The following is a 23,027-nucleotide window of genomic DNA, read 5'->3' on the forward strand; positions in this document are numbered from 1 at the left end:
CGGGTCATGAGCTACTAGACTGTGACGGGCCGGGAACGTTTCGTGCGGATGCGGCCTGCGCAGTGGATCACCCGGTCAGGTTTTACCAGACATCGGCGCCTACCCCTGTAGAATGCCCGCCATCGATTCGCTGATGAGAAAAAGACATGTACGACTGGCTGAACGCCTTGCCCAAGGCTGAACTGCACCTGCACCTGGAAGGCTCGCTGGAGCCCGAGTTGCTGTTTGCCCTGGCCGAACGCAACAAGATCGCCCTGCCATGGAACGACGTTGACACCCTGCGCCAGGCCTACGCCTTCAACAACCTGCAGGAATTTCTCGACCTGTACTACCAAGGCGCCGACGTGCTGCGCACCTCCCAGGATTTCTATGACCTGACCTGGGCCTACCTGCTGCGTTGCAAGGCGCAGAACGTGATCCACACCGAACCGTTCTTCGATCCCCAGACCCACACCGATCGCGGCATTCCATTCGAAGTGGTGCTCAACGGCATCGCCGCCGCCCTCAAGGACGGCGAACAGCAACTGGGCATCACCAGCGGCCTGATCCTGAGTTTCCTGCGCCACCTGAGCGAAGAACAGGCCGAGCAGACCCTCGACCAGGCGCTGCCTTTCCGTGACGCGTTCGTGGCCGTCGGCCTCGACAGCTCGGAGATGGGCCATCCACCAAGCAAATTCCAGCGGGTGTTCGACCGCGCGCGAAACGAAGGTTTCCTGACCGTCGCCCACGCTGGCGAGGAAGGTCCGCCCGAGTACATCTGGGAAGCCTTGGACCTGCTGAAGATCCAGCGCATCGACCACGGCGTTCGGGCAATCGAAGATGAACGGCTGATGCAGCGAATCATCGACGAGCAAATCCCGCTGACGGTGTGCCCGTTGTCCAACACCAAGCTCTGCGTGTTCGACGACATGTCGCAGCACAACATCCTCGATATGCTCGAACGCGGCGTGAAGGTAACGGTGAACTCCGATGACCCGGCGTATTTCGGCGGCTACGTCACCGAAAACTTCCATGCGCTGCATACGCATTTGGGCATGACTCAAGACCAGGCCAAGCGCTTGGCGCAAAACAGCCTGGATGCGCGACTTGTAAAACCTTAAGCCCGTCTCAACGCCTGTGGAAGCGAGCTTGCTCGCGATGGCGGTCGATCATTCAACATTGATGTTGGCTGACCCGGCGCTATCGCGAGCAAGCTCGCTCCCACAGGAGACTGTGTTCAGTCAGCGACATTCGCTTCGCTCAACTCCTCCAGCGTTTTGCCCCGCGTCTCCATTCCGTACAACCAGACCACACCCGCCGCCACCGCAAAGCACAGCGCGCCCAGGGCAAACACACCGCCTTGCCCGGTGATCGGAAATACCAACCCTGTTATCAAGGGGCCAAGCAGCGAACCGATGCGTCCGACCGCCGAGGCAAAGCCCGATCCCGTGGCTCTCGCGGAGGTGGGGTAAAGCTCCGGTGTATAGGTGTAAAGCACCGCCCACATGCCGAACAGGAAGAACTGCATCAACAGTCCGGTGCTTATCAGCAGGCCCACGTTGCCGCCGAACACCGCGCTCTGGCCATACAGAAATGCCATGACCCCGCCGCCCAGCAGCGTGATGATGCACACCGGCTTGCGCCCCCAACGTTCCACCAGCCAGGCCGCCATCAGGAAACCGGGGATCCCGCCCAGGGAAATCAGAACCGTGTAGTAGACCGACTGCGTCACCGCAAAACCCGATTGCTGCAACAAGGCGCTGAGCCAGGAGGTCAGCCCGTAGAACCCGAGCAGGGCGAAGAACCAGACGCTCCAGATCATCACCGTGCGTTGGCGGTACAACGGTGACCAAATCTGCGCCAGGGCCGAGAAAAAGTTGCCAGGCACGGTCGCCAGCCTCGGCAGGCGAATGGGCTCGGGCAAATCGTGCGTGCCCAGCGAGGCGCGGACTTTGTCTTCGATCCGCTTGAGCACGGCATCCGCTTCATCGCCCCGGCCAGCCTGCTCCAGCCAACGCGGCGATTCGGGAATGAAAAAACGAATCACCAGGACGAAGACCGCCGGCACCGCCAATACCAGGAAAATGTCACGCCAGCCGATCACCGGCAGGAGGAAATACGACAACACGCCCGCCGCCACAAAGCCCAGCGGCCAGAAGCCGTCCATCAAGGCGATGTAGCGTCCACGGCGCTTCGCTGGAATAAGCTCCGAAAGCATCGACTGGGCGATTGGAAACTCCATGCCCATGCCGACGCCCAACAGGACACGAAACAACGTCAATGTCTCGATGTCCTGGGCGGTGGAACACAGGTAACTGGCCACCCCCCACAGTACGATGCTCCACTGGAACACCGGCTTTCGCCCAAACCGATCGGCCAACATGCCCGACAGCGAGGCGCCCACCACCATGCCAAAAAAGCTCGAGCTGGCCAGCAGCCCTGCCTGGGCCGAACTCAGGCCGAACTCGGTTTTGATCGACCCCAGCAAGAACGTCATCATGGCCAGGTCCATGGAGTCGAAGAAAAACGCCAAGGCGATGATGATGAATATGACCCGGTGATAGCCGCTGATGGGCAATCGCTCCAGTCGTTCCGCGGCACTGTAAACGTGAGTGTCCATTGCATTCCCCAATCCGAAAGAACCCCAGACCGAGTGTGCGCGAACCTCACAGGCGACTATTGCTGATAGCGACCTGCCGACAGCCCTAGAGCGCCATTTCCAAGGTGTCCTGCCTGGCGAACCGATGGATTTCCTGCTGGCCGAGGGTGGTCACCTGCAGGGCCCTCGAGTCATTTGGAAGGCTCAGCCAACCCGATTGCATGAACAACTGCAGCAACGCAGCCCCCAGCGCGCCACCCAAGTGTGGGCGCCGCTCACTCCAATCGGGGCAGGGGCAAGCAATGCGCGCGTTGCGATGAGCCAGTGCCTGGATGAACAGGCCACGCCCGGCCAACTGGTTCGCGCCCTTGTGCGTGACGATTACCCGCTGCTCAACCTGTTCAAGCCATCCGGCATCCAACAATCGCTGATACAGATCCGCCGCCAGGGTACCGCCCAGATGATCATCGCAAAGCCTGGCGCGCATCAGCGAAGCCGGTGCCGTCGGCGCCTTGGTTGGCATGAGGCCGCGTTTGAAAACTTCTGGAACCTGTCGCGGCGTGCTGGCAAGGGTCGCACTCGCCAACGCCTCGACGGCGGCACCGATCTCGGGGGCCGCCAGGCGAAAAAAACGCTTGCGGCCGCGGACTTCGACTTTCAACAGACCGCCCGTGGATAACCGCCCCAGGTGGGCGTTGGCCGAAGAGGGCGAAAGCCCGGCCAGCAAAGCCAATTCATCGGCCTGTCGGGCCGTACCATCCATCAACGCCCACATCATCGCGCTACGCTTTGGGTCGGCCAGCAGCGTGGCAATCTGGCTGATGCAAGGTGCATGTTCCATGTATTCACTCCCTGTTGAATCGTCTGTCTACTGCTTTGGGGCATATTGACCCGTAAGAAGGTGCCGCCCAAAGCGGCTGACCGCCTGGAAGACCGGCATGCCCGTGCGGACTTCGCTTGCCGTCGTGCCCGTTTCAACGCTGACACAGGCGGCCGCTAGTATAAGCGTGCGGATCAAGGTTTCCTGTCCTCCAGAAACCTTTGGAGGCGATTGTGCGTGAGGGAAAAATCTCTATTTGCCCGCGACTAATGGTCATTATCAAAAAAACACTGAAAGAGCCTGTTGGTTTAGCCGCTTTTACCCCGCCCCCAAATCGCCAAACATGGGCGCCATCGTCCCTGCTTACGGAGCCGCTTCATGAAAGCCATCGCCTATTACCAATCACTGCCCATCAGCGATCCTCGCGCGCTGCAAGACGTCGAGCTGCCGGAGCCGGTGGCCGGCCCGAGAGATTTGCTGGTAGAGGTCAAGGCCATCTCGGTCAACCCCGTCGATACCAAGGTTCGCCAGAACGTGCAGCCAGAAGGCGGTGCCGGCAAGGTATTGGGCTGGGACGTGGCTGGAGTCGTCAAGGCCGTGGGCAGCGAAGTCACGCTGTTCAAGGCTGGTGACAAGGTGTTCTACGCCGGATCCATCGCCAGGGCCGGTGGCAACAGCGAAATGCATGTGGTGGATGAGCGTATCGTCGGCCACATGCCCAAGACCCTCGGTTTCGCCGAAGCCGCCGCGCTGCCGCTCACGGCGATCACCGCCTGGGAACTACTGTTCGACCGGCTGCAGATAAAAGAAGGCCAGGATGACCAGGGCCAGACCCTGCTGATTGTCGGCGCCGCCGGGGGCGTGGGTTCGATCCTGACGCAACTGGCCAGCCAGCTCACCGGCCTCAAGGTCATCGGTACCGCGTCCCGACCGCAGACAGTGGATTGGGTGCGTGACCTGGGTGCCGACCTGGTGGTCGATCACAGCCAGCCGCTGAGCGAAGTCCTCAAGCAGGCAGGCCAGGCTCAAGTGACCCACGTGGCCAGCCTGACCCAGACCGACCAGCACCTGGATCAATTGGTCGAAGCCTTGGCGCCCCAAGGCAAGCTGGCCCTCATCGACGACCCGAAATCCTTGGACGTGACCAAGCTCAAGCGCAAGAGCCTGTCGTTGCATTGGGAGTTCATGTACACCCGTTCCCTGTTCGAGACAGCCGACATGCTTGAACAGCACAAGCTGCTCAATCGCGTGGCGGGATTGATCGACGCCGGCACCTTGAAAACAACGGTGGGCGAACATTTCGGCGTGATCAATGCAGAGAACCTGCGCCGAGCCCACGCATTGCTTGAAAGTGGGAAGGCCAAGGGTAAGATCGTGCTTGAAGGATTCTGATGCCGGGCAGTCGCCCGTGGCGAGGGAGCTTGCTCCCTCGCCACAAAAGCCTGCACCGTCAGTCCGACAATTGACCGTTGTCACAACTGCGCTCGCAATCGGGTCTACACTCGAGGCCTTTGCAACGCAATCTTTTACACGAGGAGGTCAGCAATGAAGATCCTGATAAAAGAGGTGGCAAAATCCCAATGGCAAGTGCGCCTTGACCAGCATGTCGTGACCTTTCGCTCCGAAGCCGAAGCCCAGGCTTTCGCGAACACCCTGCAAGCGCGCATTCGAGCGCCCCATCACTTTCCCGAACATCAGCAGCGCGCGGCCGGTTGAATCAGCTTCGCTGACTCGCCTGGGCAAGCGCCAAAGCGTTTTGCAGACGACGGGTCAGCATTGCCGCGCCGACCACCAACAATCCACAAAGGCTGATGACGATCGCCATCGGCACCGCCGTGCCGTCATGTAGCGCTGCCACCAACGCGGCGGCACCCGCAGCGACGGAAAACTGCAGGCATCCCAACATGGCCGAGGCGCTCCCCGCCCGGGCACCCTGCCCGTTCATTGCGCAAGCCGACGCATTGGGGATGATGCAACCCAGACTGGCGATGCAGATAAAGAGCGGGATCAACAACGGCCACAACCGCTCCGGCTGGAAGGCGCTGATGGCCAACAAACTCAGCCCGGCAATCCAATAGACCCAGACCGCGCGGGCCAGCAGGAAGGCCGGACCGCGTTTGGACAACAGCCTGGCATTGACTTGCGCCACCAGGATGAAGCCCGCCGCGTTGGTACCAAACAGCCAGCCGAAGTGCTCAGCGGGCACGCCGTAGAGCTTGATGAAAACGAACGGCGAACCGGCGATGTAGGCAAACATCCCGGCAATCGCGATGCCGCCTGTCAAGGCATGACCAAGGAAAACAGAGTCCTTGAGAAGCCGACCGTATTGGCGCAATGCCCCGGACAACGGTTGCCGTGGCACATGCTCAGGCAGGCTTTCCGGCAACCACAAGGCAACCGCCGTCGCCGCAAGCGCACTGAACAACGTCAACCCAATGAAAATGGATTGCCAACCGTAAACGTTCACCAGCAGGCCGCCGAGCATCGGCGCGAGGATCGGCGCCAGGCCCATTACCAGCATCAACTGCGAAAACACCTTGGCCGAGCCCACTGCGTCGCATTTGTCGCTGACCACCGCCCGGGAAATCACCATTCCCGCGCATCCGCCCAAGGCCTGCACGAAGCGGGCGCCGATCAGCCATTCGAGGCTTGGCGCGTAGGCGCAGGCCAGGGATGCCACGGTGAACAAGCCGACCCCCGCCAGCAGCGGGATACGCCGTCCGAAGCGATCCGCCACCGGCCCGTAGGCCAGTTGGCCGAGGGACAGCCCGAGGAAATAAGCCGCCAGGGTCAGTTGGATGTGTTTTTCATCGGTGCCAAAAGCGATTGCCATCGCCGGGAACGCCGGCAGATAAAAATCGATCGCCAAGGGACCGAAAGCGCTCAAGGCGCCAAGAATCAGAATGGTACGGAGGTTCATCAGGCGTCCAGATCAGCGTCAGTCGGCAGCCCGACAGTTTAGCCGGGCTGAGCGCTCTTGAACATTCCGATAGGTCGCTAACGATTCAGAATCTCAGGCGGGACTGGCTTCGTAGCCCTCCTCCCTTATCGCATCGATCACCGTCTTCTGCGGCAACGTGCTTTGGACCTGGACGGTCCCAGCCCCCAGATCCACTTGCACCTGCGCGGTTGGATCCTGAGCCTGCACAGCCTGGGTAACGGCCTTTACGCAATGACCGCAAGACATTCCTCGAACATTGAAGATTTGCATGAATTGACTCCTTGGGATTGGAATTGCCCACAGTTTCAAGCTTGCCATCATGGCAAGGTCAAGTTTTGGCAAAAACTGCCGGGCTGGCAATCGGCGTCCTGCTCGGCCAAGCTGCACCTATCAGGATTTCATACCGGAGGTTCAGCCATGCGCTGGTCAGCGTTCAGCCTGTTTTGCATGCTCGGTCTTTCAGCAGTGGCCCCCCAGGCATCGGCTGTTGGCGAAGACTATGGTGTGCTGATCATTTCTCGTGAGCGCCTGGAAGTGCCGACCAGTTGCGAAATCGGCATTTACATCGAGGATCAGCTCTCGGCCAGGCTATTCCAAGAGCAAAGCACCTCCTTCAATCTGCCGCCCGGTCGGTTTTCCTTGCGCCTGAAACTGCTGCCTGGCCAGGCCGCGGGTTGCGCCCCGGGCATGCTCGCTCCGGGATCGCAGGACATCACGCTCAAGGCCGGCGACATTCTGAAATACCGAATCGCAGCGAATGGGGAAGGCATGTACCTCAAGCAGGCTGACCTCGGATACTGACGTTGCCCCTAACATGGGGGAGCGAACTTGCTCCCACAGTGCAACGTGCAAGCTTTTGCATTGGCGCTTGACCTTGCCAACATGGCAAGGTTGATCCTGTGGCCGTCCACTACAGGGAGCCTGCCCCATGCCTGAACCCACTATTTTCGATCTGCCGATCTGCGGCATGACCTGCGCCAGCTGCGCCGGGCGAGTCGAGCGAGCGTTGCGCAAGGTGACCGGTGCCAGTGCCGTCAGCGTCAACCTGGCGACGGAACAGGCGCGGGTCCAGGCGCCAGAAGGAAGCCTGCCCGCCTTGATGGAGGCAGTCGAACAAGCAGGTTACGGCGTTCCCGTGCAGACCCTGGAATTGAGCATCGAAGGCATGACCTGCGCCTCTTGCGTTGCACGGGTCGAGCGAGCATTGAGCAAAGTCGCTGGCGTGCATCGCGCCAGCGTGAACTTGGCCAATGAGCGGGCTCACCTCGAATTGCTGGGCCAGATCGACCCGCAAACGCTCCTCGAAGCGGTCAAGCGCGCCGGCTATGACGCCAGTGTCTGGCAGGTGGAACAACCGCGAAAAAACCAGGGCGATCGACTGAACCGCGAGCGGCTGGCACTGATACTGGCAATTCTGCTGTCCCTGCCCTTGGTATTGCCGATGATGTTGCAGCCCTTCGGCGTGAGCTGGATGCTGCCAGCCTGGCTGCAGTTCGCGTTGGCGACACCCGTCCAATTCATCTTCGGTGCACGTTTCTACGTCGCGGCTTTTAAAGCTGTCCGCGCCGGGGCCGGGAATATGGACCTATTGGTCGCCCTGGGCACCAGCGCCGGTTATGGCCTGAGTCTCTACGAATGGGCGATTGCCCAGCCCGGGAGCATGCCGCACTTGTACTTCGAGGCCTCGGCCGTGGTGATTGCCCTGGTATTGCTCGGCAAATATTTGGAAAGCCGTGCCAAACGACAAACCGCCAGCGCCATCCGCGCCCTCGAAGCCCTGCGACCGGAGCGGGCTGTTCAGGTGATCGACGGCGAGGAACGGGATGTTGCCATCAACGCGCTGCGCTTGAATGACTGGGTGTTGGTCAAGCCTGGCGAGCGATTCCCGGTGGACGGCGAAGTGATCGAAGGCCAGAGCCATGCCGACGAGGCACTGATCAGTGGCGAAAGCCTGCCCGTGCCCAAGCAACCCGGTGACAAGGTCACCGGTGGCGCGATCAATGGCGAAGGTCGTTTGCTGGTGCGCACCCAGGCCCTTGGCGCAGAGACGGTCCTGGCGCGCATCATTCGCCTGGTGGAAGACGCCCAGGCGGCCAAGGCCCCCATCCAGAAGCTGGTGGACAGAGTCAGCCAGGTCTTCGTGCCGGTTGTGTTGCTTTTGGCTCTTGCGACATTGGCGGGCTGGTGGCTCTACGGAGCGCCGCTGGAGACAGCACTGATCAACGCCGTCGCCGTGCTGGTGATCGCCTGCCCCTGTGCCCTGGGCCTGGCGACGCCGACAGCGATCATGGCCGGCACCGGCGTCGCCGCGCGCCACGGCATCTTGATCAAGGACGCCGAGGCGCTGGAGCGCGCCCATGACGTGGACACAGTGGTGTTCGACAAAACCGGAACCTTGACGTCCGGCGCGCCGCGCATTGCTCACTTGGCGGCGCTCGAAGGTGAAGAAAATGCGCTGCTGAGAATGGCCGGCGCCCTGCAACGGGGCAGCGAGCATCCGCTGGCCAAAGCAGTGCTGGACGCCTGCGCCGAGCGCGGCTTGAACGTACCGGACATCAGCGATAGCCAGTCGCTTACCGGGCGCGGCATCGCCGGCAGCCTTGACGGGCACCGCCTGGCGCTGGGCAATCGGCGCTTGCTGGAAGAGCTCGGGCCAGACCCCGAGTCGCTGGCCGAGGCGGCGCAGGCCTGGGAAACCGAAGGTCGGACGTTGTCCTGGCTGATCGATCAAGGCTCGACACCCCGCGTCCTCGGCCTGTTTGCCTTCGGCGACACATTCAAGCCGGGGGCCTTGGCGGCGGTGGAGGCCTTGAACCAGCGTCATATCACCATCCATCTGCTCACCGGCGATAACCGAGGCAGCGCTCGGGTTGTGGCCCAGGCGCTGGGAATCAACAACGTCCACGCCGAAGTATTGCCGGCCGACAAATCCGCCATCGTCGAGCGACTGAGGGGCCATTCGGTGGTGGCGATGGTTGGCGACGGCATCAACGACGCCCCGGCCCTGGCCGCAGCCGACATTGGCATCGCCATGGGCGGCGGCACCGACGTGGCGATGCACGCCGCCGGCATCACGCTGATGCGCGGCGACCCTCGCCTGGTGCCGGCGGCGCTGGATATCAGCCGCAAGACCTACGCAAAGATCCGCCAGAACCTGTTCTGGGCCTTCGTCTATAACCTGGTCGGGATTCCCCTGGCCGCGTTCGGCTTGCTCAACCCGGTGCTGGCCGGCGCGGCCATGGCGCTGTCGAGCGTCAGCGTGGTCAGCAATGCATTGCTGTTGAAGTTCTGGACACCCGCAGATCTGGAGGACAAGCGATGAACATCGGCCAAGCGGCCCGCCAGAGTGGGCTTAGCGCGAAGATGATCCGGTATTACGAATCCATTGGCTTGCTCAAGGCGGCCCATCGCACGGACAGCGGCTACCGGATCTACGGCACCGATGATTTGCACACGTTGGCTTTCATCAAGCGCTCTCGGGACCTGGGGTTTTCCCTGGAAGAAGTCGGCAAACTGTTGACGCTGTGGCAGGACCGCCAACGTGCCAGTGCCGACGTGAAGACCCTGGCCAAGCAACACATCGATGAACTGAACCAGAAAATCCGTGAACTCGCGGAGCTGCGCGATACCCTCCAGGACTTGGTGGAACACTGCCAGGGCGATCACCGGCCCGACTGCCCTATCCTCAAGGAGCTGGAATCGGGGTGTTGCAAGAAGTGATGCCCTATACCGAACACAAATAAAAAACCCGGCCTGGGCCGGGTTTCTGGGACAACCGATCACTGCATCCAAGGCGGAGGCGGCTCCTCGGTCTTGCCTGGCGGCGCATCGTCGGCGGCGCGCACAGCTTGGCGTCGTTCTTCGTCCAGGCGCGCGGCCTCGATCTCGCGCATGATCCCGCCAACATCCGCCAGCTCTTCGGGCTCGTCGAACTCACCGGTCAACACACTGCCCGGGTGCAACGTGCCGGCTTCATAAAGCGCCCACATTTCCTTGGCGTACCGGGTGCGTTTCAGCTCCGGAGCGAAACGGCCGAAGTAGGACGCCATGTTGCCGACATCCCGCTCCAACATGCTGAAGGCGTGGTTGTTGCCAGCGGCGTCCACCGCTTGCGGCAGATCGATGATGACCGGGCCTGTCGGCGTGAGCAGCACGTTGAACTCCGACAGGTCGCCGTGCACCAGGCCGGTACACAGCATCAGTACGATCTGAGAAATCAGATAGGCGTGATATTCGCGTGCCTGGTCCGGCTCCAGCACGACATCGTTCAGGCGTGGCGCGGCATCGCCATACTCGTCGGCCACCAGTTCCATCAGCAGCACGCCTTCAAGGAAGTCGTACGGCTTGGGCACTCGCACACCGGCGTTGGCCAACCGGAACAACGCAGCCACTTCGGCGTTCTGCCAAGCGTCTTCAGTTTCCTTGCGCCCGAACTTCGAACCTTTTGCCATGGCACGGGCCTGACGACTGTTACGGACCTTGCGACCTTCCTGGTATTCGGCCGCCTGGCGAAAACTTCGCTTGTTCGCCTCCTTGTAGACCTTGGCGCAACGCAGCTCATTGCCGCAGCGCACCACATAAACAGCTGCTTCTTTGCCACTCATGAGTGGGCGCAGCACCTCGTCGACCAGACCGTCCTCGATCAGGGGTTCAATGCGTTTTGGAGTCTTCATCAGCTTTTATTCTGGGTCCTTTATTACCAAACACGCGAATGACAGGTCGTTATACGGCAATCCTCCCTTCACGGGGAGGGGTTCCGACCTATGAACCCTGAATGCACACACTGTGCCGGATCAGATCAACCGCGCAAGATCATAGCCGAGACCCGGCCCGTCGCAGGTCATTGGATAAGCAAGTATTTGCGACAAGAACTGACAAGGGCTCAATGCGTGAACAGTTCGCCCGGGGTGAAACCGAACAATCCCTTGAATGCCGCGATGAAAGCGGACGTCGACTCATATCCGCAAGACAGCGCCGCGCTGGTCACACTGTCGCCTTTCTCCAGCGACCCCAAGGAGGACAACAGCCGCATGCGTTGGCGCCACGCGCGAAAGTTGAGGCCGGTTTCACGTAGAAACAAACGGGTCAGGGTCTTTTCGGATGTGCCCAGTCGCTCGGCCCAGGCTTGCAGGGTGACGCAGGATTCGGGCTGTTCGATCAACTCGTTGCACAGCTCCAGCAGGCGGGCATGCAGTGGCAGCGGCAGGGAAAAACCCACTTCCGGCAATGCCGCCAACTGGTCCAGCAGCACTTGCACCAGCCGCGACTCCTGAGTATCGCCTTGCGGGTAGGCGGCGGGAAATTGGCAGAAGACCTTGATCAGCTCTCGCGCCAAGGGCGTGACCTCCAGCACCCGGCAACGCCCATCGGCCCACGGGCAAGCCTGGCGATGCACATAAAGGCTGCGCATTTCCGCACGGGTGGATGTCACGACGTGATGTTCGAGGTCGGCCGGGATCCAGATGCCCCGTTGCGGCGGCGCGAAGAAACTGCCCTCGGCGGTATGAACGCCGAGCACACCGCTGATGGCATAGGAAAACTGCACCCAATCGTGTCGATGCACCTGGGTCCATGAACCCGCATCCAGGCTTTCGACCCGAGCATAAAGTGGCCGAGGCAGTTCCGTCAGGTCGGGAATGCGCCGTTCAAGCTGCTGCTGTCCGTTAGTCGGCATTGATTGGCCTTATATCGCAAGACGACTGTTCAGGCCGACGTTAGGCTAAGTCGACTTCTCATACAACTTGCGGTGCCCTATGCACATCCTCAGACACCTCAAACGCCTGGTGACCGACTGGTTCCTGTGCGGCATGTTGCTTGCCACCTTGTTGGCGTATTTCTTTCCCGGATTCGGCGCCACGGGCGGCGCGATGCATGCGGAGTGGGTGGTCAACATCGGCATCTTCGTGGTGTTTTTCCTCCATGGGATCAACTTGTCCGGGGAGCAGGTCCGCCACGGCTTGAAGAACGTCCGGCTGCATTTGATGGTGCAGGGTTTTACCTTCGTCGTGTTTCCCTTGATCTGGCTGATCGGTGATTGGTCATTGGGCAGCCATGTGCCGTCGCTATTGATGCTGGGGTTCTTTTACCTGTGCGCCCTGCCCTCGACCATCTCCTCGTCGGTGGCCCTCACAGGCAGCGCGGGCGGCAACGTGCCGGCGGCGATTCTCAACGCCAGCCTGTCCAGCGTGCTCGGGATTTTCCTGACGCCACTGCTGGTCAGCCTGGTGGTCGGCAGCGGTGCCGGTGGCATCGACCTGGGCTCGACCCTTCTCGATCTGTGTCTGATGTTGCTGCTGCCATTGGTGCTTGGGCAATTCCTGCGGCGCTGGCTGGCCGGTTTCTTCGCCCGATACAAGCGCTATACCAGCATCATCGACAAATTGGTCATCCTGCTGCTGGTGTACGCCGCGTTCTGCAATTCGATGGTTTCCGGGATCTGGCGACAACAAGGCAATGGCGTGCTTGTCAGCGCGGTGCTCGGCAGCGCCGTACTGCTGGCCATCATCCTGTGGATGACCACCCGCACCGCCCGCGCTCTGCGGTTCAGCAACGCCGATGAAATCGCTGCAGTGTTCTGCGCGAGCAAAAAATCCCTGGCCGCCGGGGTGCCGATGGCGGCGTTGATCTTCGGCAACGATCCCGGCCTGGGGCTGATTCTGCTGCCGATCATGATCTATCACCCCATGCAACTGATCGTCTGTTCGATCCTCGCCGAACGCTACGCCAGCCGCCAGCGAGCCCAGGCTGCGCCCACGCGCGAGGCGATGGTCAGCGCTCGATGATCGCCGTCACACCTTGGCCGGCCGCCGCGCAGATGGAAATCAGGCCCCGGCCCTTCCCGGCCGCGTCCAGCAGTTTGGCCAGGTTGGCGACGATACGGCCGCCAGTCGCGGCGAATGGATGCCCGGCGGCCAATGAGCTGCCTTTCACATTCAATCGGCTGCGGTCGAGGGCGCCCAGCGGCGTGTCGAGGCCCAGCCGGGACTTGCAGTAATCCGGGTCCTCCCAGGCCTTCAACGTACACAAGACCTGGGCCGCGAACGCCTCGTGGATTTCGTAGTAGTCGAAATCCTGCAACGTCAGGCCGTTGCGTGCCAACAAGCGCGGCACCGCATAGACCGGCGCCATCAGCAGGCCTTCAGCGCCGTTGACGAAATCCACCGCTGCCGTTTCACCGTCACGCAGGTAGGCCAGGATTGGCAGTCCGCGGGCGTTCGCCCACTCTTCGCTGCCCAACAATACCAGCGAGGCACCATCGGTCAGCGGCGTGGAATTGCCTGCGGTCAGCGTGCCTTTGGAGCTTTTTTCAAAGGCCGGCTTGAGGGACGCGAGCTTGTCCAGGGTCAGGTCCGGGCGCAGGTTGTTGTCGCGGGTCAGGCCCAGGAACGGCGTCATCAAATCGTTATGCCAGCCTTCGGCATAGGAAGCGGCCATTTTCTGATGACTTTCCAGGGCCAGACGGTCCTGCTCGTCTCGTGGAATCTGCCAGGTCTGCGCCATCAACTCGCAATGCTCGCCCATGCTCAGGCCCGTGCGCGGTTCGTTGATGCGCGGCAGGTCGGGAACCAAGTGTTGGGGACGCAGTTGCAGAAAAGCCTTGATCTTATCGGCGGTGGTCTTGGAGCGATTGGCTTGCAGCAGGATCCTGCGCAGCCCCTCATTGACGCCGATGGGCGCGTCGGAGGTAGTGTCCACGCCGCCGGCGATGGCGCTGTCGATCTGGCCCAGGGCGATTTTGTTCGCCACCAGCAGCACGGTCTCAAGCCCCGTGCCGCACGCCTGTTGCACGTCATAGGCCGGGGTGCTGGGTGCCAGCCGTGAGCCGAGCACGCATTCGCGAGTCAGGTTCATGTCCCGGGAAAACTTGAGCACCGCCCCCGCGGCCATTTCCCCGATGTGAGCACCGTGCAGGTTGTAGCGCTCGATCAAACCTTCAAGCGCAGCCGTCAGCATCGCCTGGTTGCTGGCGGTGGCATAGGGCCCGTTGGAGCGGGCGAACGGAATGCGGTTACCACCGATGATCGCGACGCGGCGTAGCTGTGCCATGAAGAACTCCCCTGTATGCGCGAATGTGTGAAATTGGCCTGCGGTAACGTGCCCAGCCACAAGCTTAGGCTTTATCCGGGCGATCGAACGACCAATTGCCAAACATGGTCCACACTTGGAACCTCATCAGCCGGAGTGTGTTCCATGTCAGACCGTTACATAGACTTCGCCAACTCGCCCATTGGCCTGCGTCTGGTTGGCGCTCTGGGCTTGCCCTCCCCGGTGCGCCTGGAACGCTGGCAGGCCGGGCGGCTGCGGCCTATCGAGGGCGCCTTGCTGTTGGGCGGTGGCCCCCTGACCGAACAGGTCGCCACGTTCGCCAAGCGCTTGACCGACGCGATTTTCATCTACGGTGGCGAACCGACGCTGGCGACCGAATGGATCCCCGGCCACGGCCCGAAAATCAAGGCGGTGGTGTACGACGCCAGCCATCTGGTGCAGGTCGAGCAGCTCAAGCAGTTGCGCGAATTCTTCCAGCCCCTCATGAAAAACCTCGACCACAGCGCCCATGTCGTCATCCTCGGTCGCGCCCCGGAAAGCCTCGACGACCCGTTTGCCGCCAGTGCGCAACGGGCGCTGGAAGGCTTCAGCCGCTCCCTGGCCAAGGAATTGCGCCATGGCGGGACGCTGCAGTTGCTTTATGTCGGTGACGGCGCCGAAGCGCAGTTGGAGGGGGCTCTGCGGTTTTTCCTGTCGCCCAAGAGTGCCTACGTTTCCGGGCAGGTTATCCGCCTCAAGGTCTGCCAGACCCAGGTCCAGGATTGGACGCGACCGCTCACCGGGCTCAAGGCGCTGGTAACCGGCGCCGCCCGTGGCATCGGCGCGTCCATCGCCGAAACCCTGGCCCGTGACGGCGCCGATGTGATCCTGCTCGATGTCCCGCAAGCCAAGGCCGACCTGGACGCCCTGGCCGCGCGCCTGAGTGGGCGCAGCGTGACGCTGGACATCTGCGCCGAAGATGCCGCCGCGCAGTTGATCGAACACCTGCCCGACGGCGTCGACATCGTGGTGCACAACGCCGGCATCACCCGGGACAAGACCCTCGCCAACATGACGCCCGAGTTCTGGGACGCGGTGCTGGCGGTCAACCTCAACGCGCCGCAGGTGCTGACCAAGGCCCTGCTCGACAGCGGCACCCTGCGGGACAATGGCCGGATCGTGTTGCTTGCCTCCATCAGCGGCATCGCCGGCAATCGCGGCCAGACCAACTATGCCGCGAGCAAGGCCGGGCTGATCGGCCTCGCCCAAGCCTGGGCGCCTGGCCTGGAGGCGCGGGGAATCAGCATCAACGCGGTGGCACCGGGCTTTATCGAGACACGCATGACCGCCGACATTCCCTTCGCCCTGCGTGAAGCCGGGCGCCGCATGAGTTCGCTGGGCCAGGGCGGCTTGCCCCAGGACGTCGCCGAAGCCGTGGCCTGGCTGGCACAACCAGGCACCGGCGCCGTAACCGGGCAGGCGCTGCGCGTGTGCGGGCAAAGCTTGTTGGGGGCGTGACCATGACGATCCAATGGCAGGAAATAAACACCGCCCCTTCGATGTCAGGGCTCTACGCCAAGGCCGCGACTCGCCGCAAGATCACCGGCACGGTCCTGCCTGACGTCGGGCTGCGCCAAGTGATCCAGGTCGACCAAAAGAACCTGGCGGCCTATCGCAAAGTGTGTGGTTTCAGCGAAAGCGGACTATTGCCGCCGACCTATCCACACGTGCTGGCGTTCGCCTTACAGATGCAATTGCTGACCGCCCGGGATTTCCCGTTCCCATTGCTGGGCTTGATCCACCTGAACAACCGCATCCGCGTGCTGCGGCCCATGGGCGGTGTCAGCCAGGTGCGGGCGAGCGTTAACGTCGAGAACCTGCAGCCTCATGCCAAGGGGGCGGTATTCGATCTGGTGACCCGTATCGAAGATCAGTTGGGCCCCTTGTGGCAGGCCCAAAGCCAGATGCTCTGCAAAGGCGTCCAGCTTGACGGCGCATTGGCCGAGGACTCATCCGAGGACAGCCCCGAGTTGACGCAAGTGACACGCTGGACCGCACCCGTGGATATTGGCCGGCAATACGCCAAGGTGTCAGGCGACTACAACCCGATCCACCTGAGCGGCGCCAGCGCCCGGTTGTTCGGCTTCCCCACTGCCATCGCCCATGGTCTGTGGAACAAGGCAAGGACGTTGGCGGCGCTCGATGATCATTTGCCCGAAGCCAATATTGAAATCGACGTAACGTTCAAGAAGCCAGTGCGCCTGCCCAGCGAGGTGACATTGCTGGCGAGCGCGGCCGGTTCCAGCGGGCAATTGCGATTGGTGGGGGCTGGTGAGCTGGAGCATATGCTGGGAATTTGGCAGCCGGTTGCTTGAAAGTATTCCACCCAACCTATGGGTCAACCAATCAACGCGGTGGGTAGTTGGACAGGATCCGCCCCACCGTCTCGCGCACCTTCGCGCTGCGATCCATCGGGTTGGGTGAATCACTGAGCAATTGCTCGTCGCTGCCACGCCAGACGAGCTTGCCATCCTTGCCGTCGAGCAGGTCGATCTGCACGGTGGCGACCTTGTAGCTGAGGTTACGGGTTTCGTTGTACATCGGTCCGCCCCAATAACCATTCCATGGGCCGCCCCAACCGCCGCCATAGTTGGTCGTCACCTGTTGCTGGCGATCCTCGACGATCAGGTAGGCCTGGACCTGCACATCGCCCCGCGCGCCGCCCGTAGCCGGACGCAGGCCACGCTGGTCGAGTTGATCGGCGACCGCCTGGCGGATGCGCTGTTCGGTCAGGTCGCTCTTGATGCGCGGATCGTCCGGGCGATATTGCAACGCCGGCTCCTTCCAGCTCCAGCTGCGGTAGGCCGCGAAGTCGCGGCTGGTGTCGAAATCATGATTGACCTGGTTGGAAGCGCAGGCGCTGAGCAACAGGGCAAGGGCAAGCGGGACAAGACGGCGAAACATGGTTTTTCTCCGTTGTTTGAATCAACTGGGAGGATAGGCCGACATGGCCTTTTCCACCGCGTCACGAATGGCATCGGTGCGCTCGCTCTGATTGCCGCGCTGGCTGGTCTCGGCGCTGGCGCTCCACACGGGCTGGCCATTGCGGGCGTCGAACAGATCGACCCGAACCACCACGACCTGCTCCTGATAGGTGCGCACCACGGGAATAGTGTTGTACATGCCATAACCCGGCCCGTAGCGGTTGTAGCCGCCGTAATAGCCCGCGTCATAGTCGTCCCGGACCTGCCGCAGCCGGGTTTCCAGGCGCAGGTCGGCACTGACGAAGAGGTCCGCCGGGCGATTGTCATGCAGCGGACGCAGCCCGCGTTGGTCCAACGCTGCGCTTACCGCTTCGGCCACCTGGGCCGAATCCGCCCAGGCAGTACCCGGCGGCAACCGACCGTTGAGCCAGGCCCAACTGCGATAGCGGCCATAGTCACGGGGCGGCGCCGGATAGGCGCTGCGATCGAACACTTTGGCGGCCTCGGGCGGCGCCGGCGGCAACGGATTGGAAGTCGCGACATACGGATTGTCGCTCTGGCAGGCTGCCAGCCCGAGGCATAACACCAATAATCCTGAACGACCTTTCATTTCGCTCTCCGACTGTTCTTTCGGATCAGAGGGGACGACAGACCCAATGCAGGTAGCGTCCCAACCCGGCAAACGCTGGGTGGCGCCGGTGGGCCAGTTCCATTTCCAGCAATTGCGCGAGCTCTACGCGGCCCTGGAATTGCACCGGCATGTAGTCATGAAAAACCCGCACGCCACTTTGAATTTCGACCTGCCACAGGTCTTCAAGTTGCGCCGCCAATTGGCGAGGATCAAGGGGTTGTTGCGGGGTCAGGCTCTGTTTTTCACCGGCCAGGTCGTTTTTGCGCAACTTGCGGAAATGCCCTTTGAGCAAGTTTCGATAAACCAGCGCGTCGCGGTTGTAGAACGCCAACGACAACCAGCCGCCAGACGCCGTCAGTTGATGCAGAACCGGCAGGATCGCGTGGGGCTCGGCCAGCCACTCCAGCACCGCGTGACACAGCACCAGATCGTACGGTTCGGTGAGCTGGCCGAGCAGGTCCTGCCACGGCGCCTGAATGAACGTTGCGTCCTGGCCGGCCTCGGCAAACCGCTGACGGGCACCCTCAAGCATGGGCTCGGCCGGTTCAGCCAAGGTGACCTGGTGACCACGCTCGGCCAGCCACAGTGACATGTGCCCCAGGCCCGCGCCAACATCCAGAATACGCAACGGGCGGTCAGGCAAGGCTTCAAGCAAATCGGCCTGGAGCACCGCCAGGCGGATCGCCCCCTTGGCGCCGCCGTAGATTTTTTCCGCGAAACGCGTGGCGAGCTGGTCGAAATGACGGTCACTCATGGGGCGAACCGCCGCTCGCTGTCGGCCAATTTGCCGCGCACCACGGCGTCCATATCCAAGCCCAACTCGCTGCACAGCAGCAACAGGTACAACACAATGTCACCGACTTCCTGCCCGGCGTGGGCCAGTTTATCCGCGGGCAGCTGGCGCGACTGGTCCTCGGTCAGCCATTGGAAAATCTCGACCAGCTCGGCCATCTCGACGCTGGCGGCCATGGCGAGGTTCTTCGGGCTGTGGAATTGCCGCCAATCGTTACGGTCACGAATGGCATGCAGGCGTTCGGTCAGTTCAACAAGGTTCATCGGGTTCTCCTGAATGCGCATAGCTTCGGGGCGATGACGAGGGAAGGCAAGCGTCTCGGTACGAAGCGGTGAATTGCTCCATAATCGAACGATCGCAGCCGCCACAACTCCTACAGTCAGGAGCCGACGGCTCGATTCCGATTCCTCTCCATCAGGATGCAAACATGCAGGTAGAAAGTTTCTTCGAATGGCTCGGCCAGGCGCTCGGTTCGGTGATCCGTTTCATCGTCGACCTGCTCAGCGGGCTGTTCAACACCTTGGCCAATGCCGGTGGCAATTTTGTCGATGGCCTGTCCCGCACGCTTGGCATGGACACCTCGATCATCAGCATCGTCGCACTGATCCTCGGGCTGATGCTGCTGTATTCGGCGATCCGCGCCTTTATGCGGGCCTCGATTGTCATGGGCATTATCTGGCTGGTATTGGGGTTGTGGTTGCTGAGCTGGATCATTCACTGAAGACAAACAGGGCGACATCAGGAACGAACGCTGCGATAACGCTACAATCGCGCTCCATCAAGGAGCCACCATGTCCAACCTGATCGCCGACTGGCGCGACCGCCTCACCCACCGTCGGGTATGGGCGCTGGCCGCGCCAATGATTCTCTCGAATATATCCGTACCGCTGGTAGCACTGGTGGACAGTACCGTCATCGGCCACTTGCCCCATGCCCATCAGTTGGGCGCGGTGGCGGTCGGGGCGAGTCTGTACACGGTGCTGGCCTGGGCCATGGGGTTCCTGCGCATGGGCTCAACCGGGTTCGCCGCCCAGGCAGCCGGGCGTGGCGATGGCGCTGCGCTGCGGCAGGTCTTGCTGCAAGGACTCTTGCTGGCGTTGGGGCTGTCGGTGGTGCTCGGGGCGGTCGGGGTTCCGTTGAGCGACGTGGCATTGCACTTCATGCAGCCCTCGGCCGAGCTCGACCAATTGACCCGGGATTTCTTCCACACCCGGCTTTTCGGCTTGCCGGCGGCGCTGGCCAGTTACGCGCTGGTGGGCTGGTTCCTTGGCGCCCAGAACGCCCGCGCACCGTTGACGATCCTGTTGGTCACCAACCTGGTGAACATCGCCTTGAACCTGTGGTTCGTGATCGGCCTGGATTGGGGCGTGACGGGTTCGGCACGCGCCTCGGTCATTGCCGAGTGGGCGGGCGCGCTGGTGGGCCTGGCCCTGGCCCGAAGGACGCTGCGCGCCTGGCCAGGGCGGATCGCCTGGGCCGCCCTGAGCCTGTGGCAGAGCTGGCGACCGCTGCTGGCGGTAAACCGGGACATTTTCATCCGCAGCCTGGTGCTGCAATCGGTGTTTTTCCTGATCACCGTGCAAGGCGCGCGGCTGGGGGACGCGACGGTGGCGGCCAATGCGCTGCTGCTCAATGGCCTGCTGCTTACCGCCCATGCCCTGGATGGCCTGGCCCATGCGGTGGAAGCGCTGTGCGGCCACGCCATTGGCGCTCGCGACCGCCTGGCCCTGCGCCGTTCGCTGGTGGTCGCCTGCGGTTGGTCCTTGATCGCGAGCGTCGGGTTCGCACTGCTGTTTCTGCTGGCCGGACATTTGTTCATCGACATGCAGACCGACATTGCCGACGTGCGCGACACCGCTTACCGCTACCTGCCTTACCTGGCAACGCTGCCATTGATTGCCGTGTGGAGCTATCTGCTCGATGGCCTATTCATCGGCGCCACCCGCGCCCGGGAAATGCGCAACGGCATGCTCCTGACCCTGTTGCTGGTGTTGCCGCTGGCCTGGGCGCTGCAAGGACTCGGCAACCACGGACTGTGGATCACCTTCCTGTTGTTCATGACGGTGCGCAGCCTGACGCTCGGGACGGTCGCCTGGCTCTTGCACCGTCGGGGCGGCTGGGTCGATGCCGAAACTCGATGATGTTCAGCCCTATTTGCCTTGCCAGAGGCGTCGCAAATGATCGAGACGTTCTCGCTGGGAACCACCAGGCAGCCCCGGCACGGGCTCGGCATCGGGGTATTGCAAGCGCAGCCATAACCAGCCGTCGAGAACGGCCTGCTCGCTGAACCCCAGCTTGCGCCCCTGTTGCACGTAGTCCCAGAGCACCCAATAGTCATGGCCGGTGGAGCGAGACCATCGCCAGACGTGACGTTCCAGGAAGCACTCCTGCAATTTGACCTGTTGCCTGTCGCTGAGGCCATGCTCGTTTTCCAGCGCAGGCACCGCAAGCCTGGGATTGGAGAGCTGTTGCCACCCCTGGCACCCCATCGTCCGATCGGACCAGGTGCCACCGAACCAGCGCAACAGGCTGATCGGTCCCAGCCAGCAACTGAGCTCCCGGGGATCGCAGGCATCGAAGAAATAGCTGGCGGTGTGCGGGTTGTAATAACTCAGGAAGGCCTTGTAATGCAGGCCCAGCGTCACCGTCAGCATGCGCCGCAAATGTACCAGCAAGGACTCGGCTGGCGTCGAGGTCACCAACAGCAACCCGGGCCAGGATCGAGCGTCCAGATGGCACAGGCTGGCCAGCGCAGGCGATTGCCTAAGATCCACCAACAGCGGGCCGTGTGATCTCGCTCCGTCGAACTCGGTTCCCTCGAACAGGGCAAAACGCGGCACCTCGGCAAACTGCTCCTTCAGGCGCTGTGCGGCCTCGGGCGCGTCCGGAACGTCTAACAGCAGCCATTGGGGAGCGGGACCCGGCAACGTGGCCACATTCATGGCGCCGCGCCCGCGCCCTGTCCCATCACCATGCGACAGGTACATACCGGCTGCGCACAAGGGCTGAAACGCCCCCCGCCTGGCAAAAGGCACAGCAAGACCAGTGGCTCACCATCCTTGATTGCGGACAACAAGGATGAATCGACTCCAGAAGCCCCGGGAATTTCCCCGGCAGGCGCGGTGGGAGAAGGCGCCTGCGTTGACTGCGCGCCGGGGGCGCCACCCAGGAATGCGCTGACCAGGGGACGGTCCGGGTCGCCCTCGATAAAACTCACCAGAACCTCGGTGCCCTCGGCAATCGTCCCCACGCCACGCGCCGCAAGCTCGGGTGCCAAGGGCAGCCAGCAATGACTGGGGATGGCGCCCTCTCCCTGATAGGCCCAGTCGAACTGCACCGCCACTCGCCCGGCCACTCGCGGCTCATCCACTTCCACGACCCAGCCGCGTTGCCTGCTCACCATGACAGGCTTGTCCGGCGCCCTGTCCACCAAGAAGGGCATCCCCCAGGGAATGGCCTGGAAAAGATTGCCATAACCGCCCGCATGACCGTGGTGTTCAACCTGCGTCAATAACCAGCCCTGGTTCCACTTTCCATGAGGATGGCCCTTCAGCGACAGGATCTGGCCGGCGTGCAAGTGCATCAGATCGCTACGGCCCTGGGCAACCAACGCTCCGTGGATATCCGCCTTCACCGTGAACGCACGCACTGCGCGGGCCCGCCCTTCAACACTGTACAAAGCCTTGTCCATCGTCGGAACGTTGCCCGCCGTATCCGCAAAAACCAGGCATTGCCCGTCCCGGGTGTGATCGAAATGAAAGTGGATACCCGCCTGGGCGCACATTCGTTGTAGGAAATGCAGGTCGGATTCGCGGTACTGGGTATACAGATCCAACGAAGGATAAGCGTTGCTCAGATCCAGGCACAGGCTGCGGCCGTTGATACCATGCCCGCCCAGGACCTGGCGGATGATCTGTGGCACCGAGCAGGCATTGAAGACCCGTTGACTGAAACGCTGCGCAAGGCTCGCCAGCTTCGGCCCGATGCGTACCCGGCAGCTCTCGCCATGGCGGTGGACGATTTCGTGAAGTCGCCCGTGGATGCCTTGATCCTTGGTTCCGAAGCTCAGCCAGACGTTGCGGTACAGCAACCCGGCCATGTCCAGGGCCATGTCGCTGACCGACAGCTCCACTTCGAAAACGAAGGGTTCGCTGATGGCTTCATTGCCTGTTAAGGCTACGACGACGAAAGGTTCGGACAGACCGGCTATCTCCAGACGAAAAGGTAGCTCGCAGGCTGGATCGGACATCGGCGT

24 protein-coding genes are annotated in these 23,027 nt (G+C 62.1%); 11 read left to right on the forward strand and 13 right to left on the reverse strand.

Features of this window, described 5'->3' with window-relative positions; all coding sequences use genetic code 11:
- Positions 1-146 precede the first annotated feature (146 nt).
- On the forward strand, positions 147-1,100 hold the full coding sequence (locus M1D68_RS22075) for an adenosine deaminase (RefSeq protein ID WP_420766304.1): 954 nt from the start codon (positions 147-149) through the stop codon (positions 1,098-1,100).
- Between the two features lie 116 nt (positions 1,101-1,216).
- On the opposite strand, the gene M1D68_RS22080 is transcribed toward M1D68_RS22075, so the two are convergent.
- Together M1D68_RS22080 and M1D68_RS22085 are read right to left on the reverse strand one after the other, a co-directional pair.
- Positions 1,217-2,599 (reverse strand): MFS transporter, encoded by a 1,383-nt coding sequence (locus M1D68_RS22080; protein WP_420766303.1) that lies wholly within the window; start codon positions 2,597-2,599, stop codon positions 1,217-1,219.
- A gap of 85 nt (positions 2,600-2,684) precedes the next feature.
- On the reverse strand, positions 2,685-3,419 hold the full coding sequence (locus M1D68_RS22085) for an ArsR/SmtB family transcription factor (RefSeq protein WP_420766302.1): 735 nt from the start codon (positions 3,417-3,419) through the stop codon (positions 2,685-2,687).
- 357 nt (positions 3,420-3,776) lie between these two features.
- On the opposite strand from M1D68_RS22085, the gene M1D68_RS22090 reads away from it, so the two are divergent.
- Both M1D68_RS22090 and M1D68_RS22095 read left to right on the forward strand, forming a co-directional pair.
- The gene (locus M1D68_RS22090) at positions 3,777-4,790 is read left to right on the forward strand and encodes a zinc-binding alcohol dehydrogenase family protein (RefSeq protein WP_434649045.1); all 1,014 of its coding nucleotides are present in this window, start codon (positions 3,777-3,779) and stop codon (positions 4,788-4,790) included.
- Positions 4,791-4,943: 153 nt separating this feature from the next.
- Complete coding sequence (locus M1D68_RS22095; protein WP_420766300.1) at positions 4,944-5,114, forward strand: hypothetical protein; 171 nt, start codon at positions 4,944-4,946, stop codon at positions 5,112-5,114.
- A gap of 1 nt (position 5,115) precedes the next feature.
- On the opposite strand, the gene M1D68_RS22100 is transcribed toward M1D68_RS22095, so the two are convergent.
- Positions 5,116-6,318 (reverse strand): multidrug effflux MFS transporter, encoded by a 1,203-nt coding sequence (locus M1D68_RS22100; RefSeq protein WP_420766299.1) that lies wholly within the window; start codon positions 6,316-6,318, stop codon positions 5,116-5,118.
- 93 nt (positions 6,319-6,411) lie between these two features.
- Positions 6,412-6,609 carry a heavy-metal-associated domain-containing protein gene (locus M1D68_RS22105; protein ID WP_420766298.1) on the reverse strand — a complete coding sequence of 66 codons (198 nt, stop codon included), beginning with the start codon at positions 6,607-6,609 and terminating at the stop codon, positions 6,412-6,414.
- A 147-nt stretch (positions 6,610-6,756) separates the two neighbouring features.
- Here M1D68_RS22105 and M1D68_RS22110 point away from each other — a divergent pair, with 147 nt between their 5' ends.
- From M1D68_RS22110 to cueR, 3 genes are all read left to right on the forward strand, one after another.
- Positions 6,757-7,140, forward strand: coding sequence for a hypothetical protein (locus M1D68_RS22110; protein WP_434560831.1), 384 nt, complete (start codon positions 6,757-6,759; stop codon positions 7,138-7,140).
- A gap of 127 nt (positions 7,141-7,267) precedes the next feature.
- Positions 7,268-9,661 (forward strand): heavy metal translocating P-type ATPase, encoded by a 2,394-nt coding sequence (locus M1D68_RS22115; protein WP_457968348.1) that lies wholly within the window; start codon positions 7,268-7,270, stop codon positions 9,659-9,661.
- Positions 9,658-10,059 (forward strand): Cu(I)-responsive transcriptional regulator, encoded by a 402-nt coding sequence (gene cueR / locus M1D68_RS22120; RefSeq protein ID WP_434649053.1) that lies wholly within the window; start codon positions 9,658-9,660, stop codon positions 10,057-10,059. Before M1D68_RS22115 ends, cueR begins: the two co-directional genes overlap by 4 nt.
- A 59-nt stretch (positions 10,060-10,118) precedes the next feature.
- Here cueR and M1D68_RS22125 read toward each other — a convergent pair whose 3' ends face one another.
- Positions 10,119-11,012, reverse strand: a complete 894-nt coding sequence (locus M1D68_RS22125) for a PA4780 family RIO1-like protein kinase (RefSeq protein WP_039593547.1) — start codon at positions 11,010-11,012, stop codon at positions 10,119-10,121.
- Positions 11,013-11,221: 209 nt separating this feature from the next.
- Positions 11,222-12,013, reverse strand: a complete 792-nt coding sequence (locus tag M1D68_RS22130; protein ID WP_457968351.1) for an AraC family transcriptional regulator — start codon at positions 12,011-12,013, stop codon at positions 11,222-11,224.
- Between the two features lie 79 nt (positions 12,014-12,092).
- Here M1D68_RS22130 and M1D68_RS22135 point away from each other — a divergent pair, with 79 nt between their 5' ends.
- The gene (locus tag M1D68_RS22135) at positions 12,093-13,121 is read left to right on the forward strand and encodes a bile acid:sodium symporter family protein (protein WP_457968353.1); all 1,029 of its coding nucleotides are present in this window, start codon (positions 12,093-12,095) and stop codon (positions 13,119-13,121) included.
- Here the strand turns inward: M1D68_RS22135 and M1D68_RS22140 are convergent.
- Positions 13,108-14,385 (reverse strand): acetyl-CoA C-acetyltransferase, encoded by a 1,278-nt coding sequence (locus tag M1D68_RS22140; protein WP_457968355.1) that lies wholly within the window; start codon positions 14,383-14,385, stop codon positions 13,108-13,110. The two genes, M1D68_RS22135 and M1D68_RS22140, sit on opposite strands and share 14 nt — an antisense overlap.
- A 144-nt stretch (positions 14,386-14,529) precedes the next feature.
- Between M1D68_RS22140 and M1D68_RS22145 the strand changes: the two genes are divergently transcribed.
- On the forward strand, positions 14,530-15,882 hold the full coding sequence (locus tag M1D68_RS22145; protein ID WP_434649055.1) for a 3-oxoacyl-ACP reductase: 1,353 nt from the start codon (positions 14,530-14,532) through the stop codon (positions 15,880-15,882).
- A 2-nt stretch (positions 15,883-15,884) separates the two neighbouring features.
- Complete coding sequence (locus M1D68_RS22150; protein ID WP_434560843.1) at positions 15,885-16,739, forward strand: MaoC family dehydratase; 855 nt, start codon at positions 15,885-15,887, stop codon at positions 16,737-16,739.
- A gap of 31 nt (positions 16,740-16,770) precedes the next feature.
- On the opposite strand, the gene M1D68_RS22155 is transcribed toward M1D68_RS22150, so the two are convergent.
- Genes M1D68_RS22155 through M1D68_RS22170 form a run of 4 tightly spaced genes read right to left on the reverse strand, consistent with a single transcriptional unit; the run spans position 16,771 to position 19,035 of the window.
- Positions 16,771-17,328, reverse strand: coding sequence for a DUF4136 domain-containing protein (locus M1D68_RS22155; RefSeq protein WP_434649059.1), 558 nt, complete (start codon positions 17,326-17,328; stop codon positions 16,771-16,773).
- Between the two features lie 21 nt (positions 17,329-17,349).
- A complete protein-coding gene (locus M1D68_RS22160; RefSeq protein ID WP_434701481.1) occupies positions 17,350-17,958 on the reverse strand; it encodes a DUF4136 domain-containing protein in 609 nt (202 codons plus the stop codon).
- A 25-nt stretch (positions 17,959-17,983) separates the two neighbouring features.
- Entirely contained in the window at positions 17,984-18,733 is a 750-nt protein-coding gene (locus tag M1D68_RS22165; RefSeq protein WP_434607957.1) for a methyltransferase, read from the reverse strand.
- Entirely contained in the window at positions 18,730-19,035 is a 306-nt protein-coding gene (locus M1D68_RS22170; protein WP_420766286.1) for a MazG-like family protein, read from the reverse strand. Before M1D68_RS22170 ends, M1D68_RS22165 begins: the two co-directional genes overlap by 4 nt.
- A 164-nt stretch (positions 19,036-19,199) precedes the next feature.
- On the opposite strand from M1D68_RS22170, the gene M1D68_RS22175 reads away from it, so the two are divergent.
- Together M1D68_RS22175 and M1D68_RS22180 are read left to right on the forward strand one after the other, a co-directional pair.
- Positions 19,200-19,493, forward strand: coding sequence for a hypothetical protein (locus M1D68_RS22175; RefSeq protein WP_420766285.1), 294 nt, complete (start codon positions 19,200-19,202; stop codon positions 19,491-19,493).
- Positions 19,494-19,563: 70 nt separating this feature from the next.
- Positions 19,564-20,913: an MATE family efflux transporter gene (locus tag M1D68_RS22180; RefSeq protein ID WP_420766284.1), complete on the forward strand. Its 1,350-nt coding sequence runs from the start codon at positions 19,564-19,566 to the stop codon at positions 20,911-20,913.
- 9 nt (positions 20,914-20,922) lie between these two features.
- On the opposite strand, the gene M1D68_RS22185 is transcribed toward M1D68_RS22180, so the two are convergent.
- Both M1D68_RS22185 and M1D68_RS22190 read right to left on the reverse strand, forming a co-directional pair.
- The gene (locus M1D68_RS22185) at positions 20,923-21,714 is read right to left on the reverse strand and encodes a DUF4123 domain-containing protein (RefSeq protein WP_457968358.1); all 792 of its coding nucleotides are present in this window, start codon (positions 21,712-21,714) and stop codon (positions 20,923-20,925) included.
- Positions 21,711-23,021 carry a type VI secretion system Vgr family protein gene (locus tag M1D68_RS22190; protein WP_457968359.1) on the reverse strand — a complete coding sequence of 437 codons (1,311 nt, stop codon included), beginning with the start codon at positions 23,019-23,021 and terminating at the stop codon, positions 21,711-21,713. The genes M1D68_RS22185 and M1D68_RS22190 overlap by 4 nt, the downstream gene beginning before the upstream one ends.
- Positions 23,022-23,027: the final 6 nt, after the last annotated feature.

The sequence above is a fragment of the Pseudomonas sp. R4-84 genome, assembly GCF_054130985.1.

Bases quoted from the DNA above. Each gene is read 5' to 3' on its own strand.
- M1D68_RS22075 (WP_420766304.1), top strand. From the start codon at position 147: ATGTACGACTGGCTGAACGCCTTGCCCAAGGCTGAACTGCACCTGCAC.
- M1D68_RS22080 (WP_420766303.1), bottom strand. From the start codon at position 2,599: ATGGACACTCACGTTTACAGTGCCGCGGAACGACTGGAGCGATTGCCC.
- M1D68_RS22085 (WP_420766302.1), bottom strand. From the start codon at position 3,419: ATGGAACATGCACCTTGCATCAGCCAGATTGCCACGCTGCTGGCCGAC.
- M1D68_RS22090 (WP_434649045.1), top strand. From the start codon at position 3,777: ATGAAAGCCATCGCCTATTACCAATCACTGCCCATCAGCGATCCTCGC.
- M1D68_RS22095 (WP_420766300.1), top strand. From the start codon at position 4,944: ATGAAGATCCTGATAAAAGAGGTGGCAAAATCCCAATGGCAAGTGCGC.
- M1D68_RS22100 (WP_420766299.1), bottom strand. From the start codon at position 6,318: ATGAACCTCCGTACCATTCTGATTCTTGGCGCCTTGAGCGCTTTCGGT.
- M1D68_RS22105 (WP_420766298.1), bottom strand. From the start codon at position 6,609: ATGCAAATCTTCAATGTTCGAGGAATGTCTTGCGGTCATTGCGTAAAG.
- M1D68_RS22110 (WP_434560831.1), top strand. From the start codon at position 6,757: ATGCGCTGGTCAGCGTTCAGCCTGTTTTGCATGCTCGGTCTTTCAGCA.
- M1D68_RS22115 (WP_457968348.1), top strand. From the start codon at position 7,268: ATGCCTGAACCCACTATTTTCGATCTGCCGATCTGCGGCATGACCTGC.
- cueR (WP_434649053.1), top strand. From the start codon at position 9,658: ATGAACATCGGCCAAGCGGCCCGCCAGAGTGGGCTTAGCGCGAAGATG.
- M1D68_RS22125 (WP_039593547.1), bottom strand. From the start codon at position 11,012: ATGAAGACTCCAAAACGCATTGAACCCCTGATCGAGGACGGTCTGGTC.
- M1D68_RS22130 (WP_457968351.1), bottom strand. From the start codon at position 12,013: ATGCCGACTAACGGACAGCAGCAGCTTGAACGGCGCATTCCCGACCTG.
- M1D68_RS22135 (WP_457968353.1), top strand. From the start codon at position 12,093: ATGCACATCCTCAGACACCTCAAACGCCTGGTGACCGACTGGTTCCTG.
- M1D68_RS22140 (WP_457968355.1), bottom strand. From the start codon at position 14,385: ATGGCACAGCTACGCCGCGTCGCGATCATCGGTGGTAACCGCATTCCG.
- M1D68_RS22145 (WP_434649055.1), top strand. From the start codon at position 14,530: ATGTCAGACCGTTACATAGACTTCGCCAACTCGCCCATTGGCCTGCGT.
- M1D68_RS22150 (WP_434560843.1), top strand. From the start codon at position 15,885: ATGACGATCCAATGGCAGGAAATAAACACCGCCCCTTCGATGTCAGGG.
- M1D68_RS22155 (WP_434649059.1), bottom strand. From the start codon at position 17,328: ATGTTTCGCCGTCTTGTCCCGCTTGCCCTTGCCCTGTTGCTCAGCGCC.
- M1D68_RS22160 (WP_434701481.1), bottom strand. From the start codon at position 17,958: ATGAAAGGTCGTTCAGGATTATTGGTGTTATGCCTCGGGCTGGCAGCC.
- M1D68_RS22165 (WP_434607957.1), bottom strand. From the start codon at position 18,733: ATGAGTGACCGTCATTTCGACCAGCTCGCCACGCGTTTCGCGGAAAAA.
- M1D68_RS22170 (WP_420766286.1), bottom strand. From the start codon at position 19,035: ATGAACCTTGTTGAACTGACCGAACGCCTGCATGCCATTCGTGACCGT.
- M1D68_RS22175 (WP_420766285.1), top strand. From the start codon at position 19,200: ATGCAGGTAGAAAGTTTCTTCGAATGGCTCGGCCAGGCGCTCGGTTCG.
- M1D68_RS22180 (WP_420766284.1), top strand. From the start codon at position 19,564: ATGTCCAACCTGATCGCCGACTGGCGCGACCGCCTCACCCACCGTCGG.
- M1D68_RS22185 (WP_457968358.1), bottom strand. From the start codon at position 21,714: ATGAATGTGGCCACGTTGCCGGGTCCCGCTCCCCAATGGCTGCTGTTA.
- M1D68_RS22190 (WP_457968359.1), bottom strand. From the start codon at position 23,021: ATGTCCGATCCAGCCTGCGAGCTACCTTTTCGTCTGGAGATAGCCGGT.